The sequence below is a fragment of the Microvirgula curvata genome, from assembly GCF_054781615.1.
This window is the reverse complement of sequence record NZ_BAAGUB010000013.1, coordinates 164,688-187,071: the sequence shown is the minus strand read 5'-3', so window position 1 is coordinate 187,071 and position 22,384 is coordinate 164,688. Positions and strand designations below refer to the sequence as shown.

Here is a 22,384-nt window from a genome sequence, read left to right as displayed (position 1 = left end):
GACTCCGGAAAGAAGAAGCCCCGCACGCGGGCGGGGCTGGATGATCGGTGTGGCGGGAATCAGCGCACGATGATGAGGTGCGCCATCAAGGCAGCCTGCGCTGCGGCATCGAGGCCGGTCAGCAGTTCACCGTGAACCGCTGCGAGGCGGGTCACGGCCGTGACCGGGGCATCAACGCTGCGTTCCGGTTGCGGTGCCCACAACACGGCGGCAGCCGGCAGCGGGTCGTGGCCTTCGACCTGTGCGACCGGGTACGGCAGGAAGCTTTTCGCGGTCGGGTCGTAGGCCAGCAACTGGCCAGGCGGCAGCGCCGGACCGGCCGCCAGGGTGACGGTATCGGTGGAAAGATGGTCGTCAACCGACACGACGAATTCGGCGGCACGTGCCGCCTGGGTCAAAATGGTCATCACTGCCCTTTCCGGGGTTGGTGCCGTGCCGTGGCCTGGGCGGCCTTGCGACTGGCGTAAATCGATTTCGGGTTCAGCCCGTTGCCGGGCGTACGGTGCTCGTCTTCGGGCGGCAGGCTGTTGTCGATGTCGGCACCGTCCAGTGCCAGCAACTTGTTGAACAGCTTGCTGCGAACGGCGTCCTGATCGAGCCCGGCGCGGATGTAGCCATCGGCCAGGTCGGGCAGTTTTGCCACGACGCACAGATCGCGCACGGCGACGGCCTGGTCGACGTGCTGGCGAATCGTCGCCTCATCGGCCAGCGCGCTTTGCTGGACGATGAAGTCGGTCAGCGCCGACAGGCCGGCGCTGTTGCACAGCGTGGCGGCCAGTTTTGCCAGCGCGACCGGGTCGGCCGATGCGGGGGGCTGTGCCGGTGGCGTGCTGGCGACCGGGGCGGGTGCAGGCGGGGTGACGGCCACCGCCGACAGCAGTGCAGCCGGCGCGTTCTGCATCCGGGCCAGCCGCGTGTGCTGGCTGGCGCTGGCGAGGATCTGCACCGTGTCGGCAATCACGTCCGCCAGCCCCAGTGCCACCGATTCCTGTGCGGTCAGCCAGGTGGTGTCGTCCATCATATGGACCAGATCAGCCTCGCTGAGCCCCGGCGCCTTGTCGAGGTAGCAGCGCAGCAGGCTGGCCCGCACCTTGTCCATCATGTCGGCGGTTTCGCGCAGCTCGTCAGCCTCGCCGCAGGTCCAGGCCCACGGGTTGTGAATCATCAGCATGGTGTTGGCCGGCATGATGACCTGGTGGGCGCCGACGGCGATCACGCTGGCAATGCTGGCGGCCACGCCGTCAATGCGGGCGGCCACGCCGTCAATGCGGGCGGTGACCCGGTTGCCAAGCCGCTTGAGCGTGTTGTGGATGGCGATGCCCTCGAACACGTCGCCACCGAGGCTGTTGATGCAGACGGTGATCGGCGACACGCCGTCGTCAATCGCCTGCAGTTCGCGCAGGAAATGCACAGCGCGGATGCCGTAGTAACCGATGTCGTCATACAGATAGATGTCGATACCGGTGGTTTTGCCGCCGGCGTCGGCCGCGGCGCGGATTTCGTACCAGCGTCCGTCGCCGTCGGCCTGCGGCGGCGGTCCGCCGGCGCTGGCAAGAATGCGGTGTGTCGTGGTCATGCGGGTTCTTCCTTGCGAGTGTCTTCGATAATTTCGCCCTGTTCGTCGCGCAGGCGGCTGTCGCTGTCGAAACTCAGGCCCATGGCGTCGGCACGCGCGTTGTCGGCGGCGATTTCGGCATCCACGACTTCCGGATCTTCGCCGCGGCCGAGGATGACGGCCGAACGCGAGGTGAAGCCGGCGCGCACTTCGAGTTTTTTCGCCTGCACGTCCTGCACCGGGTGCAGGTAGGCCCAGCCCTGCGGCACCCAGCGCGTGCGCAGGTAGGGGCGCGGTGCACCGGCGAATCCGGGCAGGTCCAGGGCGCCGCTCAGCACGGCGTTGCGGGTCCAGGCATCGCGCACCGGGCGGCACAGCTGGTGGACGAACACGCCGAACTGGCGCTGCTCGATCCGGCGTCGGAACTCGTTGAGCACCACGCGGATCACACGGTCGTTCACGCCGCGCAGGTCGCCGGTCAGGATCTCGTAGGGCAGACCGAAGCCGACGGCGATCGCCTGCAGTTGCTGGCGCATGAAATCCGGGTAGTTGTTGCCGCCATCCGGCGGATCGCTGAACTCGATTTCTTCCCCAGGCATCAGTTCCTGCATGGTGCCGGGTTCCAGCCCGACCATCGGCGCGAAGCCGGCCGGCTGGGTGGGCAGTGTCGGGTCGGCCAGCGGGCCGCCGGACTCCGGGGTCGGCTTCTTGATGAATCCTGCGAACAGGTTGGCCATCTCCTGCCGGTAGAGCACGGCGTCGTCGAATGCATCGAGTGTGCGCAGTCGCAGCAGCACCGGCGCCAGGCTGGTTACGCCGCGCAGCTGGCCCGGCCGGGTCGGCTCATACACATGGATGACCTGGCTGGCCGGTACCCGCTGCAGGGCATTGAAGTCGCCGCCGATGCTGCGTTCGCCTGGGTGGCTGCTGTACATCCAGTACGCAACGCGTTGTCCGCCGGGGTCGAACTCGATGCCCTGGCGGATGCGGTTGCCGTTCTGGGCCAGGCCGTTTTTTTCGGCCGGGACGAATTCGCTTTCCAGCACCTGCAGTTGCAGCGGCACGGCCAGGCCGTCGCTGAGGGACCGCATCCGCAGGCGGACGAAACATTCGCCGCTCTCGTACACGGCACGCGCCACCAGCGCCTGCTGGCCATAGAAATCCAGCACGCCGTCGGCGTCCGATTCGGCGCTCCAGTCGTCCCACAGTTCCTGCAGCGCCACCCGGACGCCGGCTTCCGGGTGGCGGGACTTGGGCATGATGCCGCTGCCGATGGTGTTGGACACCAGCCGGTCGACGCCGCCAAACGCATACGGGTCGTTGCGGGTCGCGTCACGGGCCCGGTTGCGCAGGGTGGCGATGCTGCCGGCACTGATCGCCGCCGGTCCGGCCGACGACGATTTCCAGTCATGGGCACGCTGGCGGTGGCCGGCGCCGTCGTAGCTGTTCTTCAGCCGGGTCGGCAGCAGGAAACCGGCCCGGCTGAGGGTGGTAAATCCGGCCATCAGATCCCCCTGCCGCTACGGAACAGCCGGATCTGGCGCGAGCGCCCCGGCTGCTGGCCGGCTTCGGCCTGGATGCTCTGCCGCAGTTTCAGCAGGTCATTCATGTTGGCCGACTCGTAACGGACGGTCCGGTCGGAAAAACGCACCTCGGTGACCCGTTCGCCGTTGGCAAGGTTCAGCAGCGCCGCGTCAATGGCAGTCAGGTCGGCAGCGATGAAGGCCATGCTATCTCCGGTTCAGGTAGCCGCTACGGGTCAGCCGTCGCGGTGCAGGGTGAGAAACGACAGACCCCGCCGGGGCGGGGTCTGGTCTTGCGGGGGTGGCCGGTGCTGGCTGGCCGGGAGGCTGGCTGTCGAATAGGCCGGTCTGGGCGTACTGGAGCTGCAACTTCTCCCAGTCGGCTGGCTGGAACTTCGCCAGGCCGAGGTAGTGCGCCATGCTCAGGTTGTAAACGGCCAGGTCGAAGGCTTCGTTACGCGCCGCCTTCGGTTTGACCCATTCGGTTTTTTTGTAGCCTTTCACAAAGCGGACAATCTTCCGCTCCACCGTCAGTTGCTCGAAGTAGTCTTCCGGCAGGTCACGGGAGAAGTGGATGGCGCCCGGCCCGTCGAGCAGCCGGTAGCGATTGGTCAGCCAGTCCTTGGCGGTGTCGGTACCGATCATCCACAGTTCGCAGCCGTTCTTTTCCGTCTGCCCACGCCAGTTGATGTCGACTTTGCTGGCACGCTGGGCCAGCACCGGCTTCCCCTGTTTGCTCGCCCCCTTGATGGCCAGGACGTTGCGCCAGCGTCGCAGCCGGCAGAACTGATACACCTCCTGCGCGTGGTGGCCACCAGAGTCAATGGCCGTGGCCTTGATGGTCATGGTGCGGCCGCTCGGGTGGGTAAACTCGGCCAGCAACTGCTCGTCGAGGGCATCCCATGTCGCCTGTTCGGCCGGGTCGCCCATCAGGACGCGATGGTCAATGACCCAGCTTTCCAGCCCGATCCCCCAGCCCATGACCTTCAGTTCCAGCCGGTTGTCCTGGGTGTCAACGGCAGCCGTCAGCACCAGCACGCCCGACGGAATGCTGCGCAGCGCGTAGTCCTCGGCGCGGTCCTGCAGCTCTTTGGCCTTGGTTCGCTCCTGGGTGTTGTCCCAGACTTTCGCCAGCCGGGTGTTGTAGAACACCTGCATCGGCTCCGGGTTGCCGGCCTTCAGGGCGACCATGGCTTCCTCATGCTGCGTCAGCAGTTCGGTCCACGACAGCCAGCCGAGCGGCATGTACATGGCGTCGATGTGGAACGAGATGGTCTGCCCGTCGCCCTTGGCGGTTGCCCGCCATTCGCCGGACTCCAGCATCCGGGTCTTGTGGTGCTCGGCAAACAGGCCGCCGCATGCGGAACAGGCGCAGATGACGGACTGGCCATCCACCGACCAGCGCAGTTGCGTGATCTCCAGCACCTGCATTTCCCCGCAGTGCGGGCACGGCACGAAGTAGCGGCGTTGATCGCCCTTGTCGTGCAGCTCCTTGATCAGGCTCGCCCCGTCGATGGTTGGCGAGCTGGAGTAGTAGATTTTCCCGTTGTGGCCGAACGTCGTCGCCCGGTTCTCGAACATCTTGATCGGATCGCCCTCGCCATTGAGGTTGCGTTCCCATCGGTCAATCTCGTCGCCGTACAGATAGCGGGCGGCGATTTCCGCCAGGTTGGCGGCGCTGCCGGCGGTGGTGATGTACAGCGATCCGCCGGCGTATTCCTTGGTGTCAATCGTGTTCTTGCTGTCGCGGCTGCGCGGTGCGGCCACCTTGCCCTGCAGCACCGGCACGGCGTCGATGGTCTTGCTGATGCGGCCGGACAGGCGCTTCGCCAGGTTCAGGCTGGGTTCCAGCGCCAGGATATTGCCCGGCGCCATGTGGATCAGCGCTCCCATCCAGTTCAGGAACACCTGAGTCTTGAGCATCTGCGATGCGCCCATCACCACCACGCGTCGGCAGGGGTGACTGGGGGACAGGCAGCGCATGACCTCCCGTGCGTAGGGTGTGCGATCGGTCCGGTATTTGCCCGGCTCAGCAGCACCGACATCGGTCGGGATGCGCTGGTATTCGTCAGCCCATTCGTCCACCCACAGGGCCGGGTCCGGGGTCAGGCCCGCAGAGAAGCCGTCCCGGTAGGCGGTAAATCCGCTGGCGTACATGGTCGGGGGTCACTTTCTTCAGGTCGTCGGCGCCAATCCGGGCCATGTCATTCAGCGACTGGCGCAGTCTGGCGGTCAGCACCTGTTCGAGTTCCCACGGATCGGTGATCGCCGCCAGGTCGCTGGAGATCTGCCGTGGCAGCCCCAGCAGGGTGTCGCGCAGCAGCCGCGAATAGCGGTAGGCCGCGTCATGGACACCCTGCCGGTCAACCGTCATCGCCTCGGCCTTGTCGGCCTCAATCTTGGCGAGCCGGGCCAGGTGCTTTTCTTTCTCGGCACGGTTGTGGTGGAAGTCGTTTTCGTTCCCGTTCCCGCCACTGCTCGATGTACCGGGGTTGAGGCTCCCGTAGACATCGCGCTGAATCCGGTGCTGCTCATGGCGCTTCTGCACGCCAGCCTTGGCCGGGTCGGCGGTCTTGCCGATTCGGGACAGCGTGGCATCCACATCCACCCGCTTGCCGTCCGGCGCCAGCACCAGCCGCCCACTGGTCAGCAGCTTGGTCACATAGCTGGGTGACCAGCCCTGACTGGCGGCAAAGCCGGATTTGCTGAGGTATTGGGCCATGGCTCTTTCACCGGATTTGACTGGATTTCACTGGAGTGAAATTTCACTAACTTCCAGACCCAGCCGCTAGAAAAAAATCGCGCGTCCCCAGCCGCGTAAGTGGGACAAGGGGGTCAGGGTCCCCGGCCGATCCGGCGAGCCGGGGCAGGCATGGTGCCGTAACCCCCTGCATTTGCTGGGGATTCCGTGGCTTCGGCCCTGCTTGCCCCGCCGTCTGACTTAACGTGCGGCCACGAAAAAGCCCGACCTGCAAGGATCGGGCTTCGGCTGGACGCAGCTTCTTTAAGCTAGCGGATTCATGGTACTTCAGCGCAAAGTCAACGTCAACATTTCACGCTGCGAATCGTATTTCACCCACGCCGCGCCGCTTGGCATACCAGCGGACCCGCAGCACATCGACATTGGCAGGCCCCACATCCAGCGCCGCCTGCAGTGCCATGTGGACCTTGCCGACCCGGTATTCAAACGTGCGGCGCGAGATACCGAGCGCCCTCGCCTTGTCTTCCGGTCGACCGCCTCGCTCGTAACGCTCGCGCACCACATCGCGCAATTCATCCGGCAGGCAGGACACCGCCTGGTCAATGTCGATCATCAGGTCCGACGGGCTGTCGCGCAGCCGGACTGCATGGTCGATTTCGACATGGTCGGTCAGCAGCAGGCTGGACACCCCGCTACCACCACCATGCCAGCCCTGGGCGGTTGACCAGCGAGCCCACTTTTCCAGCAGCCGGTCGATCCAGGGCACCATCTTGCCGGGGCGAACCCCGACCACGTCGATCACTTGCTTCATCATCAATCCCCTGATGAATCTGCCCCTGTGATCCCCTTCGGCCAGTCAATGCCAGCCGTTTTATTGTCTTGTGATGTAACTCTTCCAGTTTGTGATGCAAATATCTGGAATGTGATGTTCAGTGTGATGTAGAGAATCTAACAACCATGCGGGTTTGTGATGCATGTGACGCAATTTCCGGTATTGCTCGCGCATGGGGAAAAAACTGAAGAGGGAGAGGGAGAACCTGTTTCGTTGCGCACACATGCGCGCGGGAGGGCCGAATTTGCATAACATGCATCACAAACCCCCGTGGATACTGAATCGCGAGCATCACACGCTGCATCACATTTGCGATGCTGAGCATCACAAACCCTCCTTTTTGGAGACGACGCCAGCATCGCGATACGTCTCCCAGCCCTCGACATCCCAGCCAGCATTCAGCGCAGCAGCTGAAAACCCCATGATTTGACGGCCAAACCAGTCCTGTTTCGGTTCACTCGGATCAGGACGCTGCTCGCGAGGTGTATAGATGGCTTCTTGCCCGGAGAGGTTTGCGCAGCGCCAGCGCTCGGTTGCGCTGCGCAGTCGGCCCGACAGCATATTCAGAAACTTCCGTTTGGGCAAAATCGTTTTCTCCCGGCCGCGCTGGCACCATTCGCAATACAGCCCGTACAGATGCCAACCCCGGCATGGCGTGAACGGCACGCCGAGCACACCCCGCTCCCACTCATCGATGAACGCTTCCCAGCCGCTCATACCGAGCCGGATCAGCCGCATGCGTGCCTCGGTGTCCCACGGCTTGGTATGCGGCGTGAACGGCAGCACGGCGTTTTCTGCCGCGCCAGGCGCGCAATCCGGCAGAGCGAGAGGCAGGGAGAGAAGAAACGCATAGAACGCCGTCACCCCGCCCGCAGCCAATTCAACCTCGACCGCTTTCTGGTCGGCCTCCGGCAGCTTGCTGTCAGGCCAGATCACCATGAACCGCCGGTCGCTCGACTCAACGTGCGCCGGCATGTACAGGTTCGACAGCATGACGAAATTCGCGTGGTTGACCTCTTCCCAGGCATCGACGAACTTGCGCTCGACCACCTGTGTCTTGCCGGTCACCAGGTGCTTGAGCTTGCCGGCCTGCTGATATTTCTCGGTGTTGTTGCTGATTTCCTCGCCGAGCAGGAACAGCTTGCGCGACCGCCAGCCGGAAAATGAGCCATCCAGCTGGTCCTGGCCAATCGTGGTCGCATACTCGCCATACAGCGGCTTGATGCATTCCTCGAAGAACAGCGACTTGCCCGAGCCATGCACGTCCGAGTGCATCAGCACGCAGGTCGCCATCTTGGCGCCCGGATGCTGAAGCGGGTACGCAAGCCAGCACATCAGCCACATCCAGACCATCGGGTCGTTGTTGCACAGATGCAGCGACAGCCGGATTATCGCGGCGCAGTCCGGGAACGCGTCAACCAGATCTGTCGCCCACCGGGCATCGGGCGGGAGGGCGTCGGGGAACGCCGCCTGCAGCGGCAGGCCCCGGAACTGGTTGATGTGCGTGTCGGGGTCCACCCGCTGTGTCGGGTCAAACACCAGATTGCGCTTGGCGATGATTTTGCGCTGCGGGCTGTTCACCCACAGCTTGAACAGCTCGCCCATCGCGATCTTGGCTGCCGAGCTGGGGATGACCTCATCCAGCACCGCATCCCACAGCGTGTCGGAGCCATCGAGATACACATAGCGCTCGACCAGCGTCTGGAACGTCTGGTCATTCTGCACCCGGCGCTGCTCGGCATCGCGGCGGGCCAGTGCAATGTCGGCCGGCAGTGCCGTGCGGCGGTCCTTGTGCGACTTCCATTCCTCGGCCAGCGGCTTGCCCACCAGCGCCACAAACGCCGGCCACGACATGTCCTGTTGCTGCTGGGTATCGAACACCCGCGTCTTGCCGTGGATCTGCACATAGCGACCGACCGCCTGCTTGACGTCGATGGGTTCGCTGGTCAGCAGCCCCATGATCTTGCCGTCGCTGGCAATCCCGGTCGCCGCCTCGAATGCGGCCAGTTGCGGGTCCAGGGCGTTTTGCTCACTCATCATTACCCCCTCGCAGTTGCTCCATCATCGCCGCCAGTTGCGGCGACTCCCTGCCCTGCCAGATGCCCTGGCCGAACAGCGCCATCCGCTCGCGCTGACGCGCCAATGCCGCAGGAAAATCCCCGACACGAACCGGCGACAGCCCGAGCGGTACTGCCTCGCCACCCAGCAGGGTCATTTCGTCCACCTGTACCCCGGACAGCTGCCAGACGGTATTGGCCCGCCCGGCAGTCAGCAGCGCTGCCGAGACAGCAGCACCCCGGCCCGCGAGTTCGGACTCATCGACCACCAGCACATCGAGCCCGGCGACGAAGTCCAGATTGGTCAGGGTCAGATCAAGATCATCCGGCACCACAATCCGGGCCAGATCCGGCCGGGCGAACAGCCCGTCACCGGCCTTCCAGCGCCCGACACCGACTACCAGCAGCCACAAGACTTCGCGGGCTCGCCGGCGGGCGAATACGGCATTTCCATAGGCGGGACGCTTCATATCCGTTTCCTGTTCATTGCATTCCGCACCAGAGCCCGAATCCGCAGCCGCTTGATCCACAGCAGCGTGTTCGGCATCTTGTCCCGCTCACGCTGCAGCTCCGCTTCGCGAGCAAGTCGGCATAGCACGGCGGCAGCGTGTCGCTGCTGCGCCGCTTCCCGGCATGCGACCCGGTCAAATGTCGGATCTCTGTAGCTTTCATTCATCACCGTCAGCCCTCAATATTTGCAGCTCGACCTGCCAGAACCCCGAAGGAGGCCCCATGGACATCGGATCAATCAGTGCAGCCCTTGCTGGCATCAAAGGAACTGTTGAACTCACCTCGGCCGCTATCGCGGTACGCGACAATGCGAAGATCGCCGACGCGCTCAAGGGTCTGAATGACCGGATCATCGAGCTCCAGAACGTCTGCATTCAGGCTCAAGAGGAATACTCGGCGGCAAAAGAGCAAGTGACTGCGCTCAAAGACGAGCGTCGCGAGCTGCAGGCTAAAATCGCTGAGCTTTCCCAGCAGGCGGATGACCGTGCGCATTACCAGATTCATCAGCTTTCCGACGGTGCATTCGTTTATGCATTCCAGCACGCAGCAGATAACGGAACACCCATGCACTACCTTTGCCAGCCCTGCATGGACAACAGAGGCCAGAAAGCGATACTCCAGCGCGAGCCAGACGGCACGCACCTGCGTTGCCCGGAATGTCACAATCACTACCTGACCGGCAAACGACTGACCCTGACGCGAGCAGTCGCTCGCAGCCCCTATCTGGGCCGACGATAAGCCGGCATGAGCTTGCAGAAGTGACTGCAATACCTGGTGAGAGGCAAACGGCCGATCAGCCGCCGCAAACAATCGCCGGGATGCCCAACGCTGAATGGCATTGAAGAGTTCCATTTCACGTCCCTTTCTGGGATTTGCTGACTTCTTTCAGAATTCGCCGCATCTCGACCAATATCGCCCTGCCCTCGCTGCGCTTGTCCGGCGCGATCGGCAAATGCCGGATACGCCGCCGTAGCGCCCGCCAGTCGTATCGATCGATGACCGGCGGCATGGCCGTTAGTCCGGCTCGCGCATCGCATCCACCCGCTGCACCAGTTGATGCAACCGGGTTTCCGCCTGATGGACCACCACGCGGAAATGGTCCATTTCCGAACTGGTAATCCGCCCATCGGCCAGCATCTCGTGCAGCGCCTCGCCAACATCGCCCTGGCCCTGCCAGACCAGCGCAACCAGCTCCAGCACCGCCATGTCCGAGACCTCGACATCACGCTCCAGACGCACGCAGACGTGCCCCTGACTGCGCGCCAGCGCATGCAGGATGCGCAGGTCTCCGGTGAACGACATCAGCTTGTCGGCCTCGACCAGCGTCAGGTGGTGGCTGTCTTTTTTCTGGTCGACCTTGCTGCACAGCACAGCCGGCGACATGGACCCGCCCGCCCGGGTGACGAAGCGCGGCGCAAGGGCATTGGCACCACCAGGGTGGTCATGGACGGTGGCATAAGCGGCATCAATTACGCTCATCACGGCCCCCTGAAGTCACAGGGTCACCACCGCATTCAGGCGACACCGGTTCAAGCAACGTATCGATTGCCTGAAGGCCGCGGGGTGGTTGATAACCTTGACTGATCGCCACCAGTGCCACAGCCGCAACCGAAGAAGGCAGCGGTCGATACACCTCAAGCGGCGGAATAGCCGAGTGCCCTGCCGCCGATGACAACCGCTTGATCCAGACAGCCCCATCCTTGAACTCGACCAGCCAGGTCGAGTCCGGGCGGGCACCCTCTTTCGTGTTTGTGCCGATTACGCTCATCACGGGGCCTCATAGACGTGTCATCACGCCAGCGGTGATGACATAGTTGTAAAAAGACCGAACGGAACACGTCCGGCAAAAACTCCACGGGGGCAAAACGATCGTGGAGAGGGGGAAACATCAAATGGAGTCGGCCGTACCAGCGCTGGCAAAGCGCACAACCTTTTCCCACGGGAAGTCCGGGCGCAATTCCTCGCACCGCACCTTCCCCCGCGTGATTTCGTGGATCTGGATGCAGCGAGCGACCGGGACCCGACGAGCGCCGGTAGCCCACTGGCTCAGCAGAGGGGCCGGGACGCCAATCGACTTGGCCAGGCTGCTCATGCTTGAACCTGAAGAGGAAACGTATTCGTGTATCTGCATGCGGCAAACTTTAGCGATTCGCTAATCGTCAGTCAAGCGCCACGCGAATCGCGAAGGTTAGCGCATTGCTATCTAATGTCGGACATGACCAATGACGAAATCCGCCACGCCAATCTGCTTATGCTCATCGAGCAAGTTGGCGGCATGCGGCAACTGGCAGACCGACTTGGGCACAGCTCGACGTCCACCCTGAGCCAGATGAAAAACCGATCGCCAGACTCCAAGACGGGGAAGCCCAAAGGAGTCGGCGTTGCGCTGGCAAGAAAGCTGGAAAAGGCTATGGGTCTGGACGCCGGCTGGATGGACATCCCGCACGAGAGCGCCGGCAGTGTCCTCACTGGTAGCGCCCCCAAGCCTATAGCCCAGCCCGTGTGGCCCTTTGCAGACATCAGCCCGACACGCTGGTACGCCGTCGACGAACGCACCCGCACCAAAATCGAAGGCGTCATTGAAGAGCGCATCAGGGAGTGGGAGGCTGCCAACGAGAATGGAAAGGGCCGCGAGCGAAGTGCGTAGCCAGGGTCGGAAACGTTCTGTACGTCACATTCGGCCGTGGCATATGACTCGCCAACACGAGCACCTCTTTTAAGGCTTGGCCCCACCAGGCCCATCTGCAGCAACAAACAGCCCGCCTGTACATCAGGCGGGTTTTGTTTTTCTTCAAAAGTTAGCGTTACGCTATTGACGAACCATTAGCGATACGCTAACTTACATCCCAACACCACGGCAACACACCGCCGACCGATCTCAGGAGCCCCCACGCGGGACCAGACAATTCAGATGGATACGGTTCGATGGCAGGCGGAGAGCGCCTGCCCTAGAAGGGGCCCAGTCGCCGGCGCCCGAAAAGCCGAGCGAAATCCCGCTGAGAGCAACAAGGCGGGCAGTCGGGGGACGAAGCGCACCGAAGGCGCCGAGGACGAGCCCGACAATCGCCGCCCCGTGGCGAGTAACGGGAAAAGGAACGGCCTCGCAAGAGGCCGGTCACCAAAGCAGGCACACGCTGCATGCCATGCCCGCTTTGGCGACATTTTCCTATTGGACTTGCGTCGCCAGTACGGCAACGACTTCTTGAGCTGCGCGCCTTTGTTCTGTGGTCAGGCGTCCGCAGTACAGATCGACATTGCCCTTGTCGCTGTCGTTCACCTTCGGATTGCCGGAGAACAGAATAAGCGCATACCAAGCGCAAGCTCTGACAGGGTTGTACGGAGCGCCCTGGGCACCAGTTGCAAGACTGTAAGCCGTATTTCGCTGCGCCTGGTAGTCACCGCCCTTGGCTTTTTTCTCCAGTGCCGCGAATGCTTCGGCACCATCGGCCAGTCGCTTCTTTTCTGCCTCGTCCGCTTCTTGCTCTGATTCAAGTACGGACATATCCGCAACCGGAATGAATTTCTCACCCTCAGGCGAAGAGCACAAAACAGCGCAAGAAGATTTTGATGTATAAATACCGGGCTTGAATCCGCCCCCCATATCAAAAGTGCAGACATGGCCGCTGGCCGTTCTCATGGCGTCGCCGGTTGTCGGGTTTCCTTTGACTTTCAACTCGACAGCGACCCCCTTATTCCAGCCATAGTCCGGCGTTTTTGGCAAAGCCGGGCCGGGTTCAGCTTTGATGTATTCCAGATCCTCGGCGCCGTTCGCAATATGGCGGCATTCTTTGGCAAATATCTGCAACGCTTTTTCCGCCGGATCGCCCATGGCAGCAAATGATTCGCTTTTTTGATATGGCAAATCGGCGGATTTACTGCAACCAAGTAACGATGCCGCAACAAGAGAAACAGGAAGCAACCATTGCACACGTGTCTTCAGAGATATTTCTTTAGTCATGATTTTCCCAGAATGAGATAGCCTTCAGGTTATGATTTTATCACATCGGCATATCATGTAAAAACTGAGCGAATTCCCACCGAGAGCAACAAGGCGGGCAGTCGGGGGACGAAGCGCACCGAAGGCGCCGAGGACGAGCCCGACAATCGCCGCCCCGTGGCGAGTAACGGGAAAAGGAACGGCCTCGCAAGAGGCCGGATTCCAAAGCAGCGTGATAGGCAGCTTTGGTTTTTAATGGGACACGGCTCCGCAGCAATCCATTTGCACCACTGAGCCCAAGACTGCTAACGACCCGCTACAGTCAATCATCGCACCGATGTCGATGACCGATCAGCAGCAAAGGCCGGGCATTCACAAACGGAACGCACAGCGGCGACTGACCAATAGAAGAGAGAAGCCACAACAGCGGATGGTTAAGCTTCGCTTTACTCGAGACAACTGGAGGTAAAAGGCGCTGGCCGCGTGAAGATGGGGCGAACAACATGGACACGGCCCAAAGGGCCGGACCTTTATGATGGTCGATCTCGTGATGTCGAGCCATAAAGACCCGTGTACCGCAAAGCATCATGTGCCGGTTTAGCCCATTTGAGAGGGACTCCAAGGTTCCCCATTCAGCCAGCACTGAACGTTCTCAATGTGCTGTTCCATCTCTTCGACTACTTCGTCTCCATAGTCAAACGCGTCACGATCAAAGTAGGCTCCCCACTCCATACCCATGCGGACCAGCTGGCTGTGTTTCACCCAAAGAGAGTCAGCCCCTAGGAAAAATTTAATATAGGGCGTTTCTGCTGATTTTAGACCGCCGAATCTGAGATACGCCAGTAAATGCTGGAGAAAGTGCGCGGCTTGAGTATTGAGGCCAATTTTACTGGATGCTTTCATCAAGGCGGGATGGTACTTTTTATCGCCGTCGAGGACATAGTTAACCTCAGCATACGCATGACCTAGCACGCACACGCTGCTGATATGTCTAAATGGCTCAAAGATCAATCCCGACAGTTCGCCGGCATCTTCAAACATCTCAACACTATTTTCTACGTAGAAGTCCGTAATACAATCAAAGATTTCATCCGCTGAAGTCGATGACTCAAACCCGAAAATCCCGCGGAAAAACGGCGGCCTTAAATCGTCGGCGCACGCAACCTCAGTCAATAAATTCAAGCTATTACGCAACTTGTCTTTGGTTAAGTTCGTCTTGACCTCGATGACAGCACGCACGCTTTCACTGGGTACGACCACCAAATCCCCTTCGCGAAAAAGTGGCGCGTAGTCGATCCTGTCGTAGATCAATACATCGAGTTGACGATGGCACCCATGAATAAAGCCCGTCGCAACGTGATAGCGTTCAGGTAAATGTTTCTGCAACAGTGTTTGGAGCAAATTTTCACGATAGGTTCCAACCGTGCCTGAATGTGAAATTAGGTTACCGATTTGCTTGCTTAGCAACTGAAGCTCATCCGCAAAGCTTCCCGCAAAAACTCTATTACGTTCACGTTGCTTTCTATAACCGGACAGCTCAAGTTTGTAGCAGGGCACCCCTCGACGGCCGTCTGAGCAGGCGATAAATTCCCCATTGGCCACAAATATCCGCAGACACCCTTCAATGAAATTATCAGAAACCGTTCCCAGACGGCTGTCCTCCTTCAGTTCATTAATCAAATCCGTAATAGAGATCCGCTTTTTAACGCCTAGCAGGGCGCCGGTCAAATCGTCGATAAGTGCTACACATCTGTGAATTTCTGGGTGCGCTTCAAAAAAATCCATCGAGCATGGAGAAACGAAGATCTGTTCGGCTTCGGTCTTAATAACAATCCGAAATGGGCCTTTTTCAGAGTAATCATCAGCCGTCTTTAACTCAATCACGTCCGCCTGATTCGCCTTGACACGGTAGAGTTTAAGAGCGTTCCACGAGTCATTCATTAAGACACACAGCTCACCAACTTTTAAATCCATCAGTTCCTCCCACAAAAGCATTACTTCATTTATTTTCACATGAGACTCAGATTATGATCTCTACGGCTTCGGCTTGATACAGTGAGCTAACTTGGATCTTATTCTTCGTTTTCGGTCGACTAGCTAACGGATTAATTATAATTTTTGCGCTGATCTGGTTCGATATACCTGATTTTTTCTCTTCTACGGGCGACTTCGAACCGAGAGACACCACTCCGCAGCGGGCAGCGTGTCCGCCACGCCGTCTGCAACGGCCAATCTGGTGAAGATATCGGTGGATCGCTCTTGGCAAATCCCCCCTACCAAAACAGCTAATGCCTCATCAAACTGACATTGGCATGGCGATTTTATCATGACAATCACCTGTCAACCACCCCTGCCCAGCCCTGCGCTGGGCTTTTTTCGTCCCAAGGAGCACTGAGCATGCGCATCGCAACTGAACAACTGGCCGACATCCGTGGCGGCCAGATGGTCGAGGAACTGACCGAATCCCTGGCCGAAGTCGTCAACGCCGTGATTGCCACCGGCAAGAAGGGCGCCTTGCAGTTGAAGCTGGACATCAACCCCGCCAGCAAAGGCGCCGCCGTGGTGACGGTGACTGACGAGATCAAGAAGACCGTGCCGCAAGAGAAGCGCACCGGCACGCTGATGTTCGCCACGCCATCCGGTTCGCTCCAGCGGCAGGACCCGCGCCAGACCGATCTGCCCCTGGTCTCGGCACCGGCCACGATGCCGACGTTGCAGTCCCCCCCCTCCGAATCCCCGTCGCTGCGCGTTGTCGGCGGCAACTGATTTCCCCACCCAACCGAAAGCCCCCCAATGAACACCGAAAAGAACATCGTCGAATCGGCCATTCTGGCCGCAAGCAAGCCGTTTCTGATGGACATCAGCGGCACCCCGGTCCTGCTGATGCCCGATTGCAGTGGTGGCTGGTCGTACCAGGAACTGGACAAATACCGTACCGAGCCACTGCGCAAGACTGGCGCCGTGGTCCTGCATCAACTCGACAGCCTGCTGGCCTTCACCAAGGAGCACAAGGAATCCGGTACCCAACTGTTCGTCGATGCCGACTATGCGCAGGGCCGTGCGTCGTTCAAGGCCGTGCTCAACGGTCATACCGGCCCCCAGCCTGACTTCGGCGACTTCACGGCGCTGTACACCCCGATGAAGACGGTCGACTGGTCGAACTGGCTGGAAAGCAACGGCAAGAAGATGGACCAGGAAGAATTCGCCCGCTTCCTGCAGGACAACATTGCCAACATCGTCAGCCAGGACCCTGCCAACAGTAGCCGCCAGTACCCGGCCGCAGCCGACCTGCTGGAATTCGCCAGCAATCTGGAAATGACCAGCACCGTGCGATTCCGCAGCAGCACCAAGGTGCAGAACGGCCAGGTGCAGTTTGAGTACGTCGAAGAGGGCGACAACAACACCAAGGGCCGTCTGCAGATGTTCGAACGCTTCGGCCTCGGTCTACAGCCGTTCGCTGGCGGTGACGCCTACTTCATCGAAGCGTTCCTGCGCTTCCGCATCGACCGCAACAGCGGCGAACTCAAGTTGTGGTACGACCTGAACCGCCCGGACAAGGCGCTGGAAAACGCCACCGAAAAGATGATCGAGCGCATCAAGGTCGAATCGGGCGTACCGGTCTATTTCGGCAAGGCGTGACAGTGTCCCCGCTGAAACTCACCTTCCTGTCCACCTGCGCCGGATTCGGCTTCGCCACTGGCGCAATCGCTGCAGTGGGCTGGGTCAAGGTTGCGGCCGATCTTTTCTCATAACCCCAGCCCGGCCCCGGCCGGGCCTACCGGATAGCCGCCCCACAGCCGCTACCCTGTGGGCCATGCCCCAACCACCAGGAGACCCATCATGACCATGGAAGTGGTCGACATGACCGACGACGCCATCAACGAGCTGCGCGCCAGCGGCTGGATCATCAAGGCCCCGTTCTTCCGCGACGGGCAGGCCGTATTTCTGGTTATCAAACTGCCGGCTTAGCCGCGTCGCCCATGCTCATGAGCAGCACCAAAGCACCACATGAGCAGGCCATGAGCGGCACATGAGCATGAAATGAGCACCCCATGAGCAACCCTGACACCTGGCAGCAGCAGGTCGCCGGGCAGTTGCGTCAGCTCGCTGCGGAACAGGCTGGCCCGAGCAAGGCTGCCCGGTTCCGGGCGCTGTTCCCTGACATCGAGGACGCCATGCGCCGTGGCTGCAGCCAGCGCGAGCTGATCGCCACCCTGGCCGGCAGCGGACTGACGATGACCCTGGACGAGCTGCGCAACGCCCTGTACCGCGAACGCAAACGACGGAAAGCGAGGCCGCCCGATGCGGCAACACATCCCCCGCCGCGACTGGCGCCACCGCCGGCCACCCCGGCCGCATCGCCCGGCAGCTTTGACTGGCAACGCCACCGCGACAAGAAACCCAACTGGTAACCCCAAGGACCACCCCACCATGAACAAAACCGTCCACATGGTCATGAACGGCAAAGGCGGCTGCGGCAAGAGCCTGATCGCCAGCCTGCTGGCGCAGATTCTGGCCGCACAGACGCCTGACCTGCTGTGCGTCGACGTCGACCCGACCAATCGCACCCTGAGCCGCTTCGCCGCGCTGAACGTGCACGGTCTCGAACTGCTCGACGCCACCCGCCAGATCAACCCGCGCCAGTTCGACACCCTGGTCGAATGGCTGCTCGACCACTCCGGCGATGCCGTGATCGACAACGGCGCCAGCGGCTTCGTCCCGCTGCTGGCCTATCTGTCCCGCTCCGGTGTGCTTGAGCTGCTGCGCGAACATGGCGTCGACGTGCTGCTGCATGTGCCGATCATCGGCGGCGAATCGCTGGACGACACCGCCAACGGCTTTACCGCCCTGATGGAAGAGACCGACGCCGATGCCGTGGTGTGGCTGAACCCGTTTTTTGGCCCGGTCGAGCGCGACGGCAAGCGCTTCGTCGACAGCCCGATCTATACCGATGTCGCCCACCGCGTACGCGGCGTGGTCAACCTGCAGGACTGGGACCGGGCCACCTACGGCCAAGACCTGGCCGACATGCGTGCCGCCGGGCTGACCTTTGCCGAGGCGCTGGCGCCGAACAGCACGCTGGGCGCCATGCCCCGCCATCGCCTGCACAAGGTGTGGAACGACATCGCCGGCCAGTTGGCCGGCATCCGGCTGGATCATCAGGGAGCAGCAGCATGACCCGTCTCGAAATCCACAGCAGCCACGAACTGCCCGCCACCGAACGCAAGATCGTCGCCGACATCGGCCTGGCGTTGATTGCGATGCATGAAGCCGGCGTGGACAAACCGGGCGAACTGCCACGGCCTGCCGACGTCGCCCGGCAATTGATCGGCGCGCTGGCCGCCTGCAAGCCTGACAGCAAGATCGACGACATCTACAAGGACCTGATCATCGCCATCACGGCGTTGATGCTGGGGGATGGCGGCATCATCCAGACGCCGGCCCCGCCCACGCAGTCCATGCACTAACGCCGCCAACCGCGGCTTTTTTTACGGACGCATAATGCTCACCACCCGCATTCAACCCAGCCGGCGCCTGATGATCCACAGCCCATCGCCAGCGGTAGAACTGGCAAAGGACATGGCCACCTGGGCGCTGCGCGGCTTCGCCGGCGCCAGCGGCGTGTTCACCTTCCTGTTCCTGTTCGACTTCCTTTATTCCCTTATTGGACATTGACCATGAGTGCCCTGATTTTTGACACCGAAACCACCGGCCTGCGCGAACCGCAGGTCATTGAGGCCGCCTGGCTGCGCATCACCTGCCTGACGCCGCTGGCCACCAGCGACGCCTACGAGCAGCGCTTTCGCCCGAGCAAACCGATCGACTTCGGCGCCATGGCCACCCACCACATCACCGACGAGGATCTGGCCCACTGCCAGCCGTCGAACAGCTTCCGCCTGCCGGACGGTGTGCAGTACCTGATCGGCCACAATATCGACTACGACTGGGGTGTCATCGGCCAGCCGGACGTGCGCCGCATCGACACCCTGGTGCTGAGCCGCCTGCTGTGGCCCGAGACTGACTCGCACAAACAAACCGCGATGCTATACATGCTCGACCGGCCGTTCGCCAAACAGCACGCCCCTGCAGCGCACAGCGCCGCCGCCGACGTGTTCATGCTGGCGCATCTGCTGACCCACATCCTGGACCGCCTCGGCAACCCGACGACGCTCGACGAGCTGTGGCGCCACTCCGAAGCCGCCCGCCTGCCGCGCACCATGACCTTCGGCAAGCACAAGGGCGAGCTGCTCGGCGATGTGCCGGTCGACTACCGGCGCTGGCTGCTGGGTCAGCCCGATCTGGACCCGTATCTGCGCCGAGCGCTGGAAGCGCTGTAGGCCGCGCCCTTACTGACATGACAAACCGCCCACCTGGGCGGTTTCGCCTTTCTGGAGTCACCATGCTCACCATGTTCTATCGCGTCGGCCAGCGCGCCGAGTGCCATTCATTCACCCCGCTGGTCGACGATGCCGCCACCGACCTGGCCGAGCAAGCTGCCGCCGACTACTGGCAGCGTACCAGCATCGCCAACAGCCGCAGGCCACTGCACATTTCCCTGTTCGACGAGCGCGGTCAGCTCTACGGCACATTTAGCGTCGCCGTCGAGCAACCGCCGATCTACCGCGCCACGCCGACCACGGCCATGCAGCGAGCTGCTGCATGATCCTGACCGCTGACCAGGTCCGCCCCGGACCGCACTGGGTGCGGTTGAGCCCTGCGTCAGGGTGGGTGCTGATAGTCATAGAAAACCCATCGGCATTGCTGTACGGACTGGCTGGCGCAGATTTCTACCCGATCGCGATGCCTACTGACTCCAATGGAGATTCGCAATGACTGATCCTGCAGACCTTGTCGGCTGCCAGTTCGGCCGGCTGACTGTATCTGGACCGTCAGACGTCAGGATATTCGGCGGGCGCACTGTTCTCTGCCGGTGTCGCTGCGGCGGCTCCATCAGCGTCCGTCCCGGAGACCTGCGCAAAGGGAAGGTGAAGTCGTGCGGCTGCTACCGGCGCGAATTGGCGCTTGCAGCGCTTCAGCGGGCGAACCAGCCCGAGGCCAGGTCAAGGCAACTGGTTTCAGCCAACAGGACGCGGCATCGAAAACAGATTTTGGCGCTGGGGGCTGTCACCACCATCCGCCAATACATCGATGGTCAACCAGCTCCGCGATGGGCGGGGCGATTCATTTTATCACGATGCAGGACAAAAACAGCCAGCATAACGGTACGTTCGACGTCGCCGTTGCTCGGGCACCGATCGACTGCACCACGCCAGTGACTGTTATCAACCCGAAGCGGACCGTCAAATAATTATGAAATTAGCTCTAAGAAACTAGCCTTTCTCACCGTTGTTTAACCTTCCACCATTCAACCACAGAGCTTATTTCTGTGAACAAAACTCGATTCAAATAGCTCTGTGCTAACGTTACGATCTCAGCTTCCTTATGTGTCAAGCCTGACGAAACGCCGTGTACTATCTTTGAGCGGAGCCGGTATATTCCCTTCATTGCCTCGCGTGTCTTTTTTCTATCTTCTGTTGTTTTGTTTAGTATAAATGCACACCTATCGGCTAGCTGCTCTGTAATTCCTAAATTTTGACTTTGCTCTGCCAAAACGGCTTCTAAGCCGATGCAAGTTTTTACGAAACTCGTAGTCGCATCTTCATCGACTGCTGCATCAAAGGACCACTCTAATGCTCGCCGAATTGATTTTACATTTTCCTCAACTTCCGGGTTATCCATTAAATAAATCGCAAGCTTGATTTGCTGGATTTTTTCTGAAAACTCTGGAGCATCAACCAGAAAGCATAAAAAAAGATTATTTAAATAATTTGAGATTCCAAGTCCAAGCTCAAAATCACCAACCTTCGTTGAGTTTGTTTTGGATTCTACAATTTTGACTAAAAAAATCGACTTTGTTTGAATTCCAAAGAGATCAAAAGCCATCGGAGTGCGTCCAGGTCTACTGCTGAATAGGCCGAAAAGTTGTCCTATTATACAAACCACTTTGAGTTTTGCTAAGGCGTTCCGAGCAGCAGAGTTATGTTGCGAACCATGCGCATAGCCACACGCTTCAACGCTGATCTTTGGCGCTGTGTCCTTTGATTTAAAATTTTCGATATTAATTTCTTTTCCTGGCATCAGACGGACTGAAACACCCAGCTCTAAAATTTTTGAAAGTCCTTCAAGACTCGGCGCTGGAAATTCAAATAAATAGGAACGGGGTAGACTCTCAAGCTTTTCAATAATGCGATTTGTGATCTCCCGAACAACATCTTCATTAAGTATTGTGTCGAGTGCTTTATTATTTTTTCTAAATACATCATCGGACCCCAAGAATTCTACGGTTTGAAAATATATAATTTCCCTTAAATCATCTTCACTGACCCACTCACTTAGTGCTTTCGACGCATTTTTATAAAATATATCTAGATGATTCGAACGCAGATTCAATTGGCCACTTCCCTTTGCGCAATTTCTTAGCGCACCATTTAACTTGTTTGATAGGGATTTTTTCAGATCCGCGTTATTAAGATGTTGATTCATATACCTAACTGCAATTCGCGATTTATGGTTGTTTAGCAAACCTGCAAATGCCGTGGTCTTTGCTGCAATTATTTCTAAATCACGACACTCAGCAATGCTGAGGCAAGTCATAGACGAGGAGGCAAATCAAACCGCAACATATGAACTATAGCGAACTCTGATCAATAATTACGAAAAGTAATTGGTAGTGGCATGAAGTTTCTGCCAAAAGCAACTCGGATGATGTAATTGGACCGTCTGCTTCTGGCCGGCAGCAGCTATCGCATACCTATTTTTGACATTTGCATATCCCACTCTACCACAACGAATTACCAGCTTCCCACCCCGAACCCGCCACCGATGGCGGGTTCGTCGTTTTCGACACCCCGCTGACGCCCGGCACGCTCCCGGCGTGCGGCTGGGAGCCGGCTGAACATATGGAGGTTATTGCATGATCCGCGATCAATTCCTGCTCGGCATGGACAACGAAATCATCGTCGACCTGTTTGCCGGTGGCGGCGGCATGTCCACCGCAATCGAGCAGGCCCTCGGCCGGCACGTCGACATCGCCATTAACCACGACATGGACGCCATCAGCATGCACTGCGCAGGCGCCGATCTACCACGCCACGCCGACCACGGCCACGCAGCGAGCCGTTGCATGATCCTTACAGCAGACAAGGTCCGCCCCGGACCGCACTGGGTGCGGCTGTTGAGATAATTACTGGCACTCACTAACAAACTTA

At 60.0% G+C, this 22,384-nt stretch carries 28 protein-coding genes; 12 read left to right on the top strand and 16 right to left on the bottom strand.

Going from position 1 to position 22,384, the window contains the following annotated elements; translation table 11 throughout:
• Positions 1 to 59 precede the first annotated feature (59 nt).
• The 9 genes from ACYVG8_RS08105 to ACYVG8_RS08065 all read right to left on the bottom strand — a co-directional run bounded on the left by ACYVG8_RS08105 (position 60) and on the right by ACYVG8_RS08065 (position 9,138).
• On the bottom strand, positions 60 to 407 hold the full coding sequence (locus tag ACYVG8_RS08105; RefSeq protein ID WP_460745359.1) for a head decoration protein: 348 nt from the start codon (positions 405 to 407) through the stop codon (positions 60 to 62).
• Positions 407 to 1,576: a head maturation protease, ClpP-related gene (locus ACYVG8_RS08100; RefSeq protein WP_460745358.1), complete on the bottom strand. Its 1,170-nt coding sequence runs from the start codon at positions 1,574 to 1,576 to the stop codon at positions 407 to 409. Before ACYVG8_RS08100 ends, ACYVG8_RS08105 begins: the two co-directional genes overlap by 1 nt.
• A complete protein-coding gene (locus ACYVG8_RS08095) occupies positions 1,573 to 3,060 on the bottom strand; it encodes a phage portal protein (RefSeq protein WP_460745357.1) in 1,488 nt (495 codons plus the stop codon). The genes ACYVG8_RS08100 and ACYVG8_RS08095 overlap by 4 nt, the downstream gene beginning before the upstream one ends.
• On the bottom strand, positions 3,060 to 3,284 hold the full coding sequence (gene gpW / locus ACYVG8_RS08090) for a gpW family head-tail joining protein (protein WP_107890102.1): 225 nt from the start codon (positions 3,282 to 3,284) through the stop codon (positions 3,060 to 3,062). Before gpW ends, ACYVG8_RS08095 begins: the two co-directional genes overlap by 1 nt.
• Before the next feature lies 1 nt (position 3,285).
• A complete protein-coding gene (locus ACYVG8_RS08085; protein WP_460745356.1) occupies positions 3,286 to 5,235 on the bottom strand; it encodes a phage terminase large subunit family protein in 1,950 nt (649 codons plus the stop codon).
• Positions 5,147 to 5,800: a hypothetical protein gene (locus ACYVG8_RS08080; RefSeq protein WP_460745355.1), complete on the bottom strand. Its 654-nt coding sequence runs from the start codon at positions 5,798 to 5,800 to the stop codon at positions 5,147 to 5,149. The genes ACYVG8_RS08085 and ACYVG8_RS08080 overlap by 89 nt, the downstream gene beginning before the upstream one ends.
• A gap of 331 nt (positions 5,801 to 6,131) precedes the next feature.
• Positions 6,132 to 6,593: a sigma-70 RNA polymerase sigma factor region 4 domain-containing protein gene (locus ACYVG8_RS08075; RefSeq protein ID WP_460745354.1), complete on the bottom strand. Its 462-nt coding sequence runs from the start codon at positions 6,591 to 6,593 to the stop codon at positions 6,132 to 6,134.
• Positions 6,594 to 6,935: 342 nt separating this feature from the next.
• Positions 6,936 to 8,570 carry a DUF5906 domain-containing protein gene (locus tag ACYVG8_RS08070; protein WP_460745353.1) on the bottom strand — a complete coding sequence of 545 codons (1,635 nt, stop codon included), beginning with the start codon at positions 8,568 to 8,570 and terminating at the stop codon, positions 6,936 to 6,938.
• A gap of 70 nt (positions 8,571 to 8,640) precedes the next feature.
• The gene (locus tag ACYVG8_RS08065) at positions 8,641 to 9,138 is read right to left on the bottom strand and encodes a hypothetical protein (RefSeq protein ID WP_460745352.1); all 498 of its coding nucleotides are present in this window, start codon (positions 9,136 to 9,138) and stop codon (positions 8,641 to 8,643) included.
• A gap of 262 nt (positions 9,139 to 9,400) precedes the next feature.
• Between ACYVG8_RS08065 and ACYVG8_RS08060 the strand changes: the two genes are divergently transcribed.
• Positions 9,401 to 9,916 carry a hypothetical protein gene (locus tag ACYVG8_RS08060; RefSeq protein WP_460745351.1) on the top strand — a complete coding sequence of 172 codons (516 nt, stop codon included), beginning with the start codon at positions 9,401 to 9,403 and terminating at the stop codon, positions 9,914 to 9,916.
• Between the two features lie 115 nt (positions 9,917 to 10,031).
• Here the strand turns inward: ACYVG8_RS08060 and ACYVG8_RS08055 are convergent, their stop codons facing one another.
• The 4 genes from ACYVG8_RS08055 to ACYVG8_RS08040 form a co-directional block, all read right to left on the bottom strand.
• Positions 10,032 to 10,187: a hypothetical protein gene (locus tag ACYVG8_RS08055; RefSeq protein WP_460745349.1), complete on the bottom strand. Its 156-nt coding sequence runs from the start codon at positions 10,185 to 10,187 to the stop codon at positions 10,032 to 10,034.
• A 5-nt stretch (positions 10,188 to 10,192) separates the two neighbouring features.
• Positions 10,193 to 10,657 (bottom strand): phage regulatory CII family protein, encoded by a 465-nt coding sequence (locus tag ACYVG8_RS08050; protein ID WP_107890109.1) that lies wholly within the window; start codon positions 10,655 to 10,657, stop codon positions 10,193 to 10,195.
• Positions 10,644 to 10,946 carry a hypothetical protein gene (locus tag ACYVG8_RS08045; protein WP_460745348.1) on the bottom strand — a complete coding sequence of 101 codons (303 nt, stop codon included), beginning with the start codon at positions 10,944 to 10,946 and terminating at the stop codon, positions 10,644 to 10,646. The genes ACYVG8_RS08050 and ACYVG8_RS08045 overlap by 14 nt, the downstream gene beginning before the upstream one ends.
• A gap of 120 nt (positions 10,947 to 11,066) precedes the next feature.
• Complete coding sequence (locus tag ACYVG8_RS08040; RefSeq protein ID WP_460745347.1) at positions 11,067 to 11,309, bottom strand: YdaS family helix-turn-helix protein; 243 nt, start codon at positions 11,307 to 11,309, stop codon at positions 11,067 to 11,069.
• Positions 11,310 to 11,393: 84 nt separating this feature from the next.
• On the opposite strand from ACYVG8_RS08040, the gene ACYVG8_RS08035 reads away from it, so the two are divergent.
• On the top strand, positions 11,394 to 11,825 hold the full coding sequence (locus tag ACYVG8_RS08035; protein ID WP_460745345.1) for a hypothetical protein: 432 nt from the start codon (positions 11,394 to 11,396) through the stop codon (positions 11,823 to 11,825).
• 519 nt (positions 11,826 to 12,344) lie between these two features.
• Here ACYVG8_RS08035 and ACYVG8_RS08030 read toward each other — a convergent pair.
• Positions 12,345 to 13,136: a hypothetical protein gene (locus ACYVG8_RS08030; protein WP_460745344.1), complete on the bottom strand. Its 792-nt coding sequence runs from the start codon at positions 13,134 to 13,136 to the stop codon at positions 12,345 to 12,347.
• 576 nt (positions 13,137 to 13,712) lie between these two features.
• On the bottom strand, positions 13,713 to 15,128 hold the full coding sequence (locus tag ACYVG8_RS08025) for a DUF6602 domain-containing protein (protein ID WP_460745343.1): 1,416 nt from the start codon (positions 15,126 to 15,128) through the stop codon (positions 13,713 to 13,715).
• A 384-nt stretch (positions 15,129 to 15,512) separates the two neighbouring features.
• Here ACYVG8_RS08025 and ACYVG8_RS08020 point away from each other — a divergent pair, with 384 nt between their 5' ends.
• The 9 genes from ACYVG8_RS08020 to ACYVG8_RS07980 all read left to right on the top strand — a co-directional run bounded on the left by ACYVG8_RS08020 (position 15,513) and on the right by ACYVG8_RS07980 (position 19,779).
• On the top strand, positions 15,513 to 15,881 hold the full coding sequence (locus ACYVG8_RS08020) for a hypothetical protein (RefSeq protein WP_460745342.1): 369 nt from the start codon (positions 15,513 to 15,515) through the stop codon (positions 15,879 to 15,881).
• Positions 15,882 to 15,908: 27 nt separating this feature from the next.
• Positions 15,909 to 16,754, top strand: coding sequence for a DUF2303 family protein (locus tag ACYVG8_RS08015; RefSeq protein ID WP_460745341.1), 846 nt, complete (start codon positions 15,909 to 15,911; stop codon positions 16,752 to 16,754).
• Positions 16,755 to 16,955: 201 nt separating this feature from the next.
• A complete protein-coding gene (locus ACYVG8_RS08010) occupies positions 16,956 to 17,084 on the top strand; it encodes a hypothetical protein (protein ID WP_268807632.1) in 129 nt (42 codons plus the stop codon).
• Positions 17,085 to 17,167: 83 nt separating this feature from the next.
• Positions 17,168 to 17,527, top strand: coding sequence for a hypothetical protein (locus tag ACYVG8_RS08005; protein WP_460745340.1), 360 nt, complete (start codon positions 17,168 to 17,170; stop codon positions 17,525 to 17,527).
• 19 nt (positions 17,528 to 17,546) lie between these two features.
• Positions 17,547 to 18,293, top strand: coding sequence for a nucleotide-binding protein (locus ACYVG8_RS08000; RefSeq protein WP_460745339.1), 747 nt, complete (start codon positions 17,547 to 17,549; stop codon positions 18,291 to 18,293).
• Positions 18,290 to 18,583 (top strand): hypothetical protein, encoded by a 294-nt coding sequence (locus ACYVG8_RS07995; protein ID WP_460745338.1) that lies wholly within the window; start codon positions 18,290 to 18,292, stop codon positions 18,581 to 18,583. Before ACYVG8_RS08000 ends, ACYVG8_RS07995 begins: the two co-directional genes overlap by 4 nt.
• 34 nt (positions 18,584 to 18,617) lie before the next feature.
• Positions 18,618 to 18,791 carry a hypothetical protein gene (locus tag ACYVG8_RS07990; RefSeq protein WP_460745337.1) on the top strand — a complete coding sequence of 58 codons (174 nt, stop codon included), beginning with the start codon at positions 18,618 to 18,620 and terminating at the stop codon, positions 18,789 to 18,791.
• Positions 18,792 to 18,793: 2 nt separating this feature from the next.
• Positions 18,794 to 19,453 (top strand): 3'-5' exonuclease, encoded by a 660-nt coding sequence (locus tag ACYVG8_RS07985; RefSeq protein ID WP_460745336.1) that lies wholly within the window; start codon positions 18,794 to 18,796, stop codon positions 19,451 to 19,453.
• Between the two features lie 62 nt (positions 19,454 to 19,515).
• Entirely contained in the window at positions 19,516 to 19,779 is a 264-nt protein-coding gene (locus ACYVG8_RS07980) for a hypothetical protein (protein ID WP_460745335.1), read from the top strand.
• Between the two features lie 677 nt (positions 19,780 to 20,456).
• Here ACYVG8_RS07980 and ACYVG8_RS07975 read toward each other — a convergent pair.
• Positions 20,457 to 21,659 carry a hypothetical protein gene (locus ACYVG8_RS07975; RefSeq protein ID WP_460745334.1) on the bottom strand — a complete coding sequence of 401 codons (1,203 nt, stop codon included), beginning with the start codon at positions 21,657 to 21,659 and terminating at the stop codon, positions 20,457 to 20,459.
• A gap of 430 nt (positions 21,660 to 22,089) precedes the next feature.
• On the opposite strand from ACYVG8_RS07975, the gene ACYVG8_RS07970 reads away from it, so the two are divergent.
• Entirely contained in the window at positions 22,090 to 22,359 is a 270-nt protein-coding gene (locus ACYVG8_RS07970) for a hypothetical protein (protein ID WP_460745333.1), read from the top strand.
• Positions 22,360 to 22,384 lie beyond the last annotated feature (25 nt).

Bases quoted from the DNA above. Each gene is read 5' to 3' on its own strand.
- ACYVG8_RS08105 (WP_460745359.1), bottom strand. From the start codon at position 407: ATGACCATTTTGACCCAGGCGGCACGTGCCGCCGAATTCGTCGTGTCG.
- ACYVG8_RS08100 (WP_460745358.1), bottom strand. From the start codon at position 1,576: ATGACCACGACACACCGCATTCTTGCCAGCGCCGGCGGACCGCCGCCG.
- ACYVG8_RS08095 (WP_460745357.1), bottom strand. From the start codon at position 3,060: ATGGCCGGATTTACCACCCTCAGCCGGGCCGGTTTCCTGCTGCCGACC.
- gpW (WP_107890102.1), bottom strand. From the start codon at position 3,284: ATGGCCTTCATCGCTGCCGACCTGACTGCCATTGACGCGGCGCTGCTG.
- ACYVG8_RS08085 (WP_460745356.1), bottom strand. From the start codon at position 5,235: ATGTACGCCAGCGGATTTACCGCCTACCGGGACGGCTTCTCTGCGGGC.
- ACYVG8_RS08080 (WP_460745355.1), bottom strand. From the start codon at position 5,800: ATGGCCCAATACCTCAGCAAATCCGGCTTTGCCGCCAGTCAGGGCTGG.
- ACYVG8_RS08075 (WP_460745354.1), bottom strand. From the start codon at position 6,593: ATGATGAAGCAAGTGATCGACGTGGTCGGGGTTCGCCCCGGCAAGATG.
- ACYVG8_RS08070 (WP_460745353.1), bottom strand. From the start codon at position 8,570: ATGGGGCTGCTGACCAGCGAACCCATCGACGTCAAGCAGGCGGTCGGT.
- ACYVG8_RS08065 (WP_460745352.1), bottom strand. From the start codon at position 9,138: ATGAAGCGTCCCGCCTATGGAAATGCCGTATTCGCCCGCCGGCGAGCC.
- ACYVG8_RS08060 (WP_460745351.1), top strand. From the start codon at position 9,401: ATGGACATCGGATCAATCAGTGCAGCCCTTGCTGGCATCAAAGGAACT.
- ACYVG8_RS08055 (WP_460745349.1), bottom strand. From the start codon at position 10,187: ATGCCGCCGGTCATCGATCGATACGACTGGCGGGCGCTACGGCGGCGT.
- ACYVG8_RS08050 (WP_107890109.1), bottom strand. From the start codon at position 10,657: ATGAGCGTAATTGATGCCGCTTATGCCACCGTCCATGACCACCCTGGT.
- ACYVG8_RS08045 (WP_460745348.1), bottom strand. From the start codon at position 10,946: ATGAGCGTAATCGGCACAAACACGAAAGAGGGTGCCCGCCCGGACTCG.
- ACYVG8_RS08040 (WP_460745347.1), bottom strand. From the start codon at position 11,309: ATGCAGATACACGAATACGTTTCCTCTTCAGGTTCAAGCATGAGCAGC.
- ACYVG8_RS08035 (WP_460745345.1), top strand. From the start codon at position 11,394: ATGACCAATGACGAAATCCGCCACGCCAATCTGCTTATGCTCATCGAG.
- ACYVG8_RS08030 (WP_460745344.1), bottom strand. From the start codon at position 13,136: ATGACTAAAGAAATATCTCTGAAGACACGTGTGCAATGGTTGCTTCCT.
- ACYVG8_RS08020 (WP_460745342.1), top strand. From the start codon at position 15,513: ATGCGCATCGCAACTGAACAACTGGCCGACATCCGTGGCGGCCAGATG.
- ACYVG8_RS08015 (WP_460745341.1), top strand. From the start codon at position 15,909: ATGAACACCGAAAAGAACATCGTCGAATCGGCCATTCTGGCCGCAAGC.
- ACYVG8_RS08010 (WP_268807632.1), top strand. From the start codon at position 16,956: ATGACCATGGAAGTGGTCGACATGACCGACGACGCCATCAACGAGCTG.
- ACYVG8_RS08005 (WP_460745340.1), top strand. From the start codon at position 17,168: ATGAGCAACCCTGACACCTGGCAGCAGCAGGTCGCCGGGCAGTTGCGT.
- ACYVG8_RS08000 (WP_460745339.1), top strand. From the start codon at position 17,547: ATGAACAAAACCGTCCACATGGTCATGAACGGCAAAGGCGGCTGCGGC.
- ACYVG8_RS07995 (WP_460745338.1), top strand. From the start codon at position 18,290: ATGACCCGTCTCGAAATCCACAGCAGCCACGAACTGCCCGCCACCGAA.
- ACYVG8_RS07990 (WP_460745337.1), top strand. From the start codon at position 18,618: ATGCTCACCACCCGCATTCAACCCAGCCGGCGCCTGATGATCCACAGC.
- ACYVG8_RS07985 (WP_460745336.1), top strand. From the start codon at position 18,794: ATGAGTGCCCTGATTTTTGACACCGAAACCACCGGCCTGCGCGAACCG.
- ACYVG8_RS07980 (WP_460745335.1), top strand. From the start codon at position 19,516: ATGCTCACCATGTTCTATCGCGTCGGCCAGCGCGCCGAGTGCCATTCA.
- ACYVG8_RS07975 (WP_460745334.1), bottom strand. From the start codon at position 21,659: ATGAATCAACATCTTAATAACGCGGATCTGAAAAAATCCCTATCAAAC.
- ACYVG8_RS07970 (WP_460745333.1), top strand. From the start codon at position 22,090: ATGATCCGCGATCAATTCCTGCTCGGCATGGACAACGAAATCATCGTC.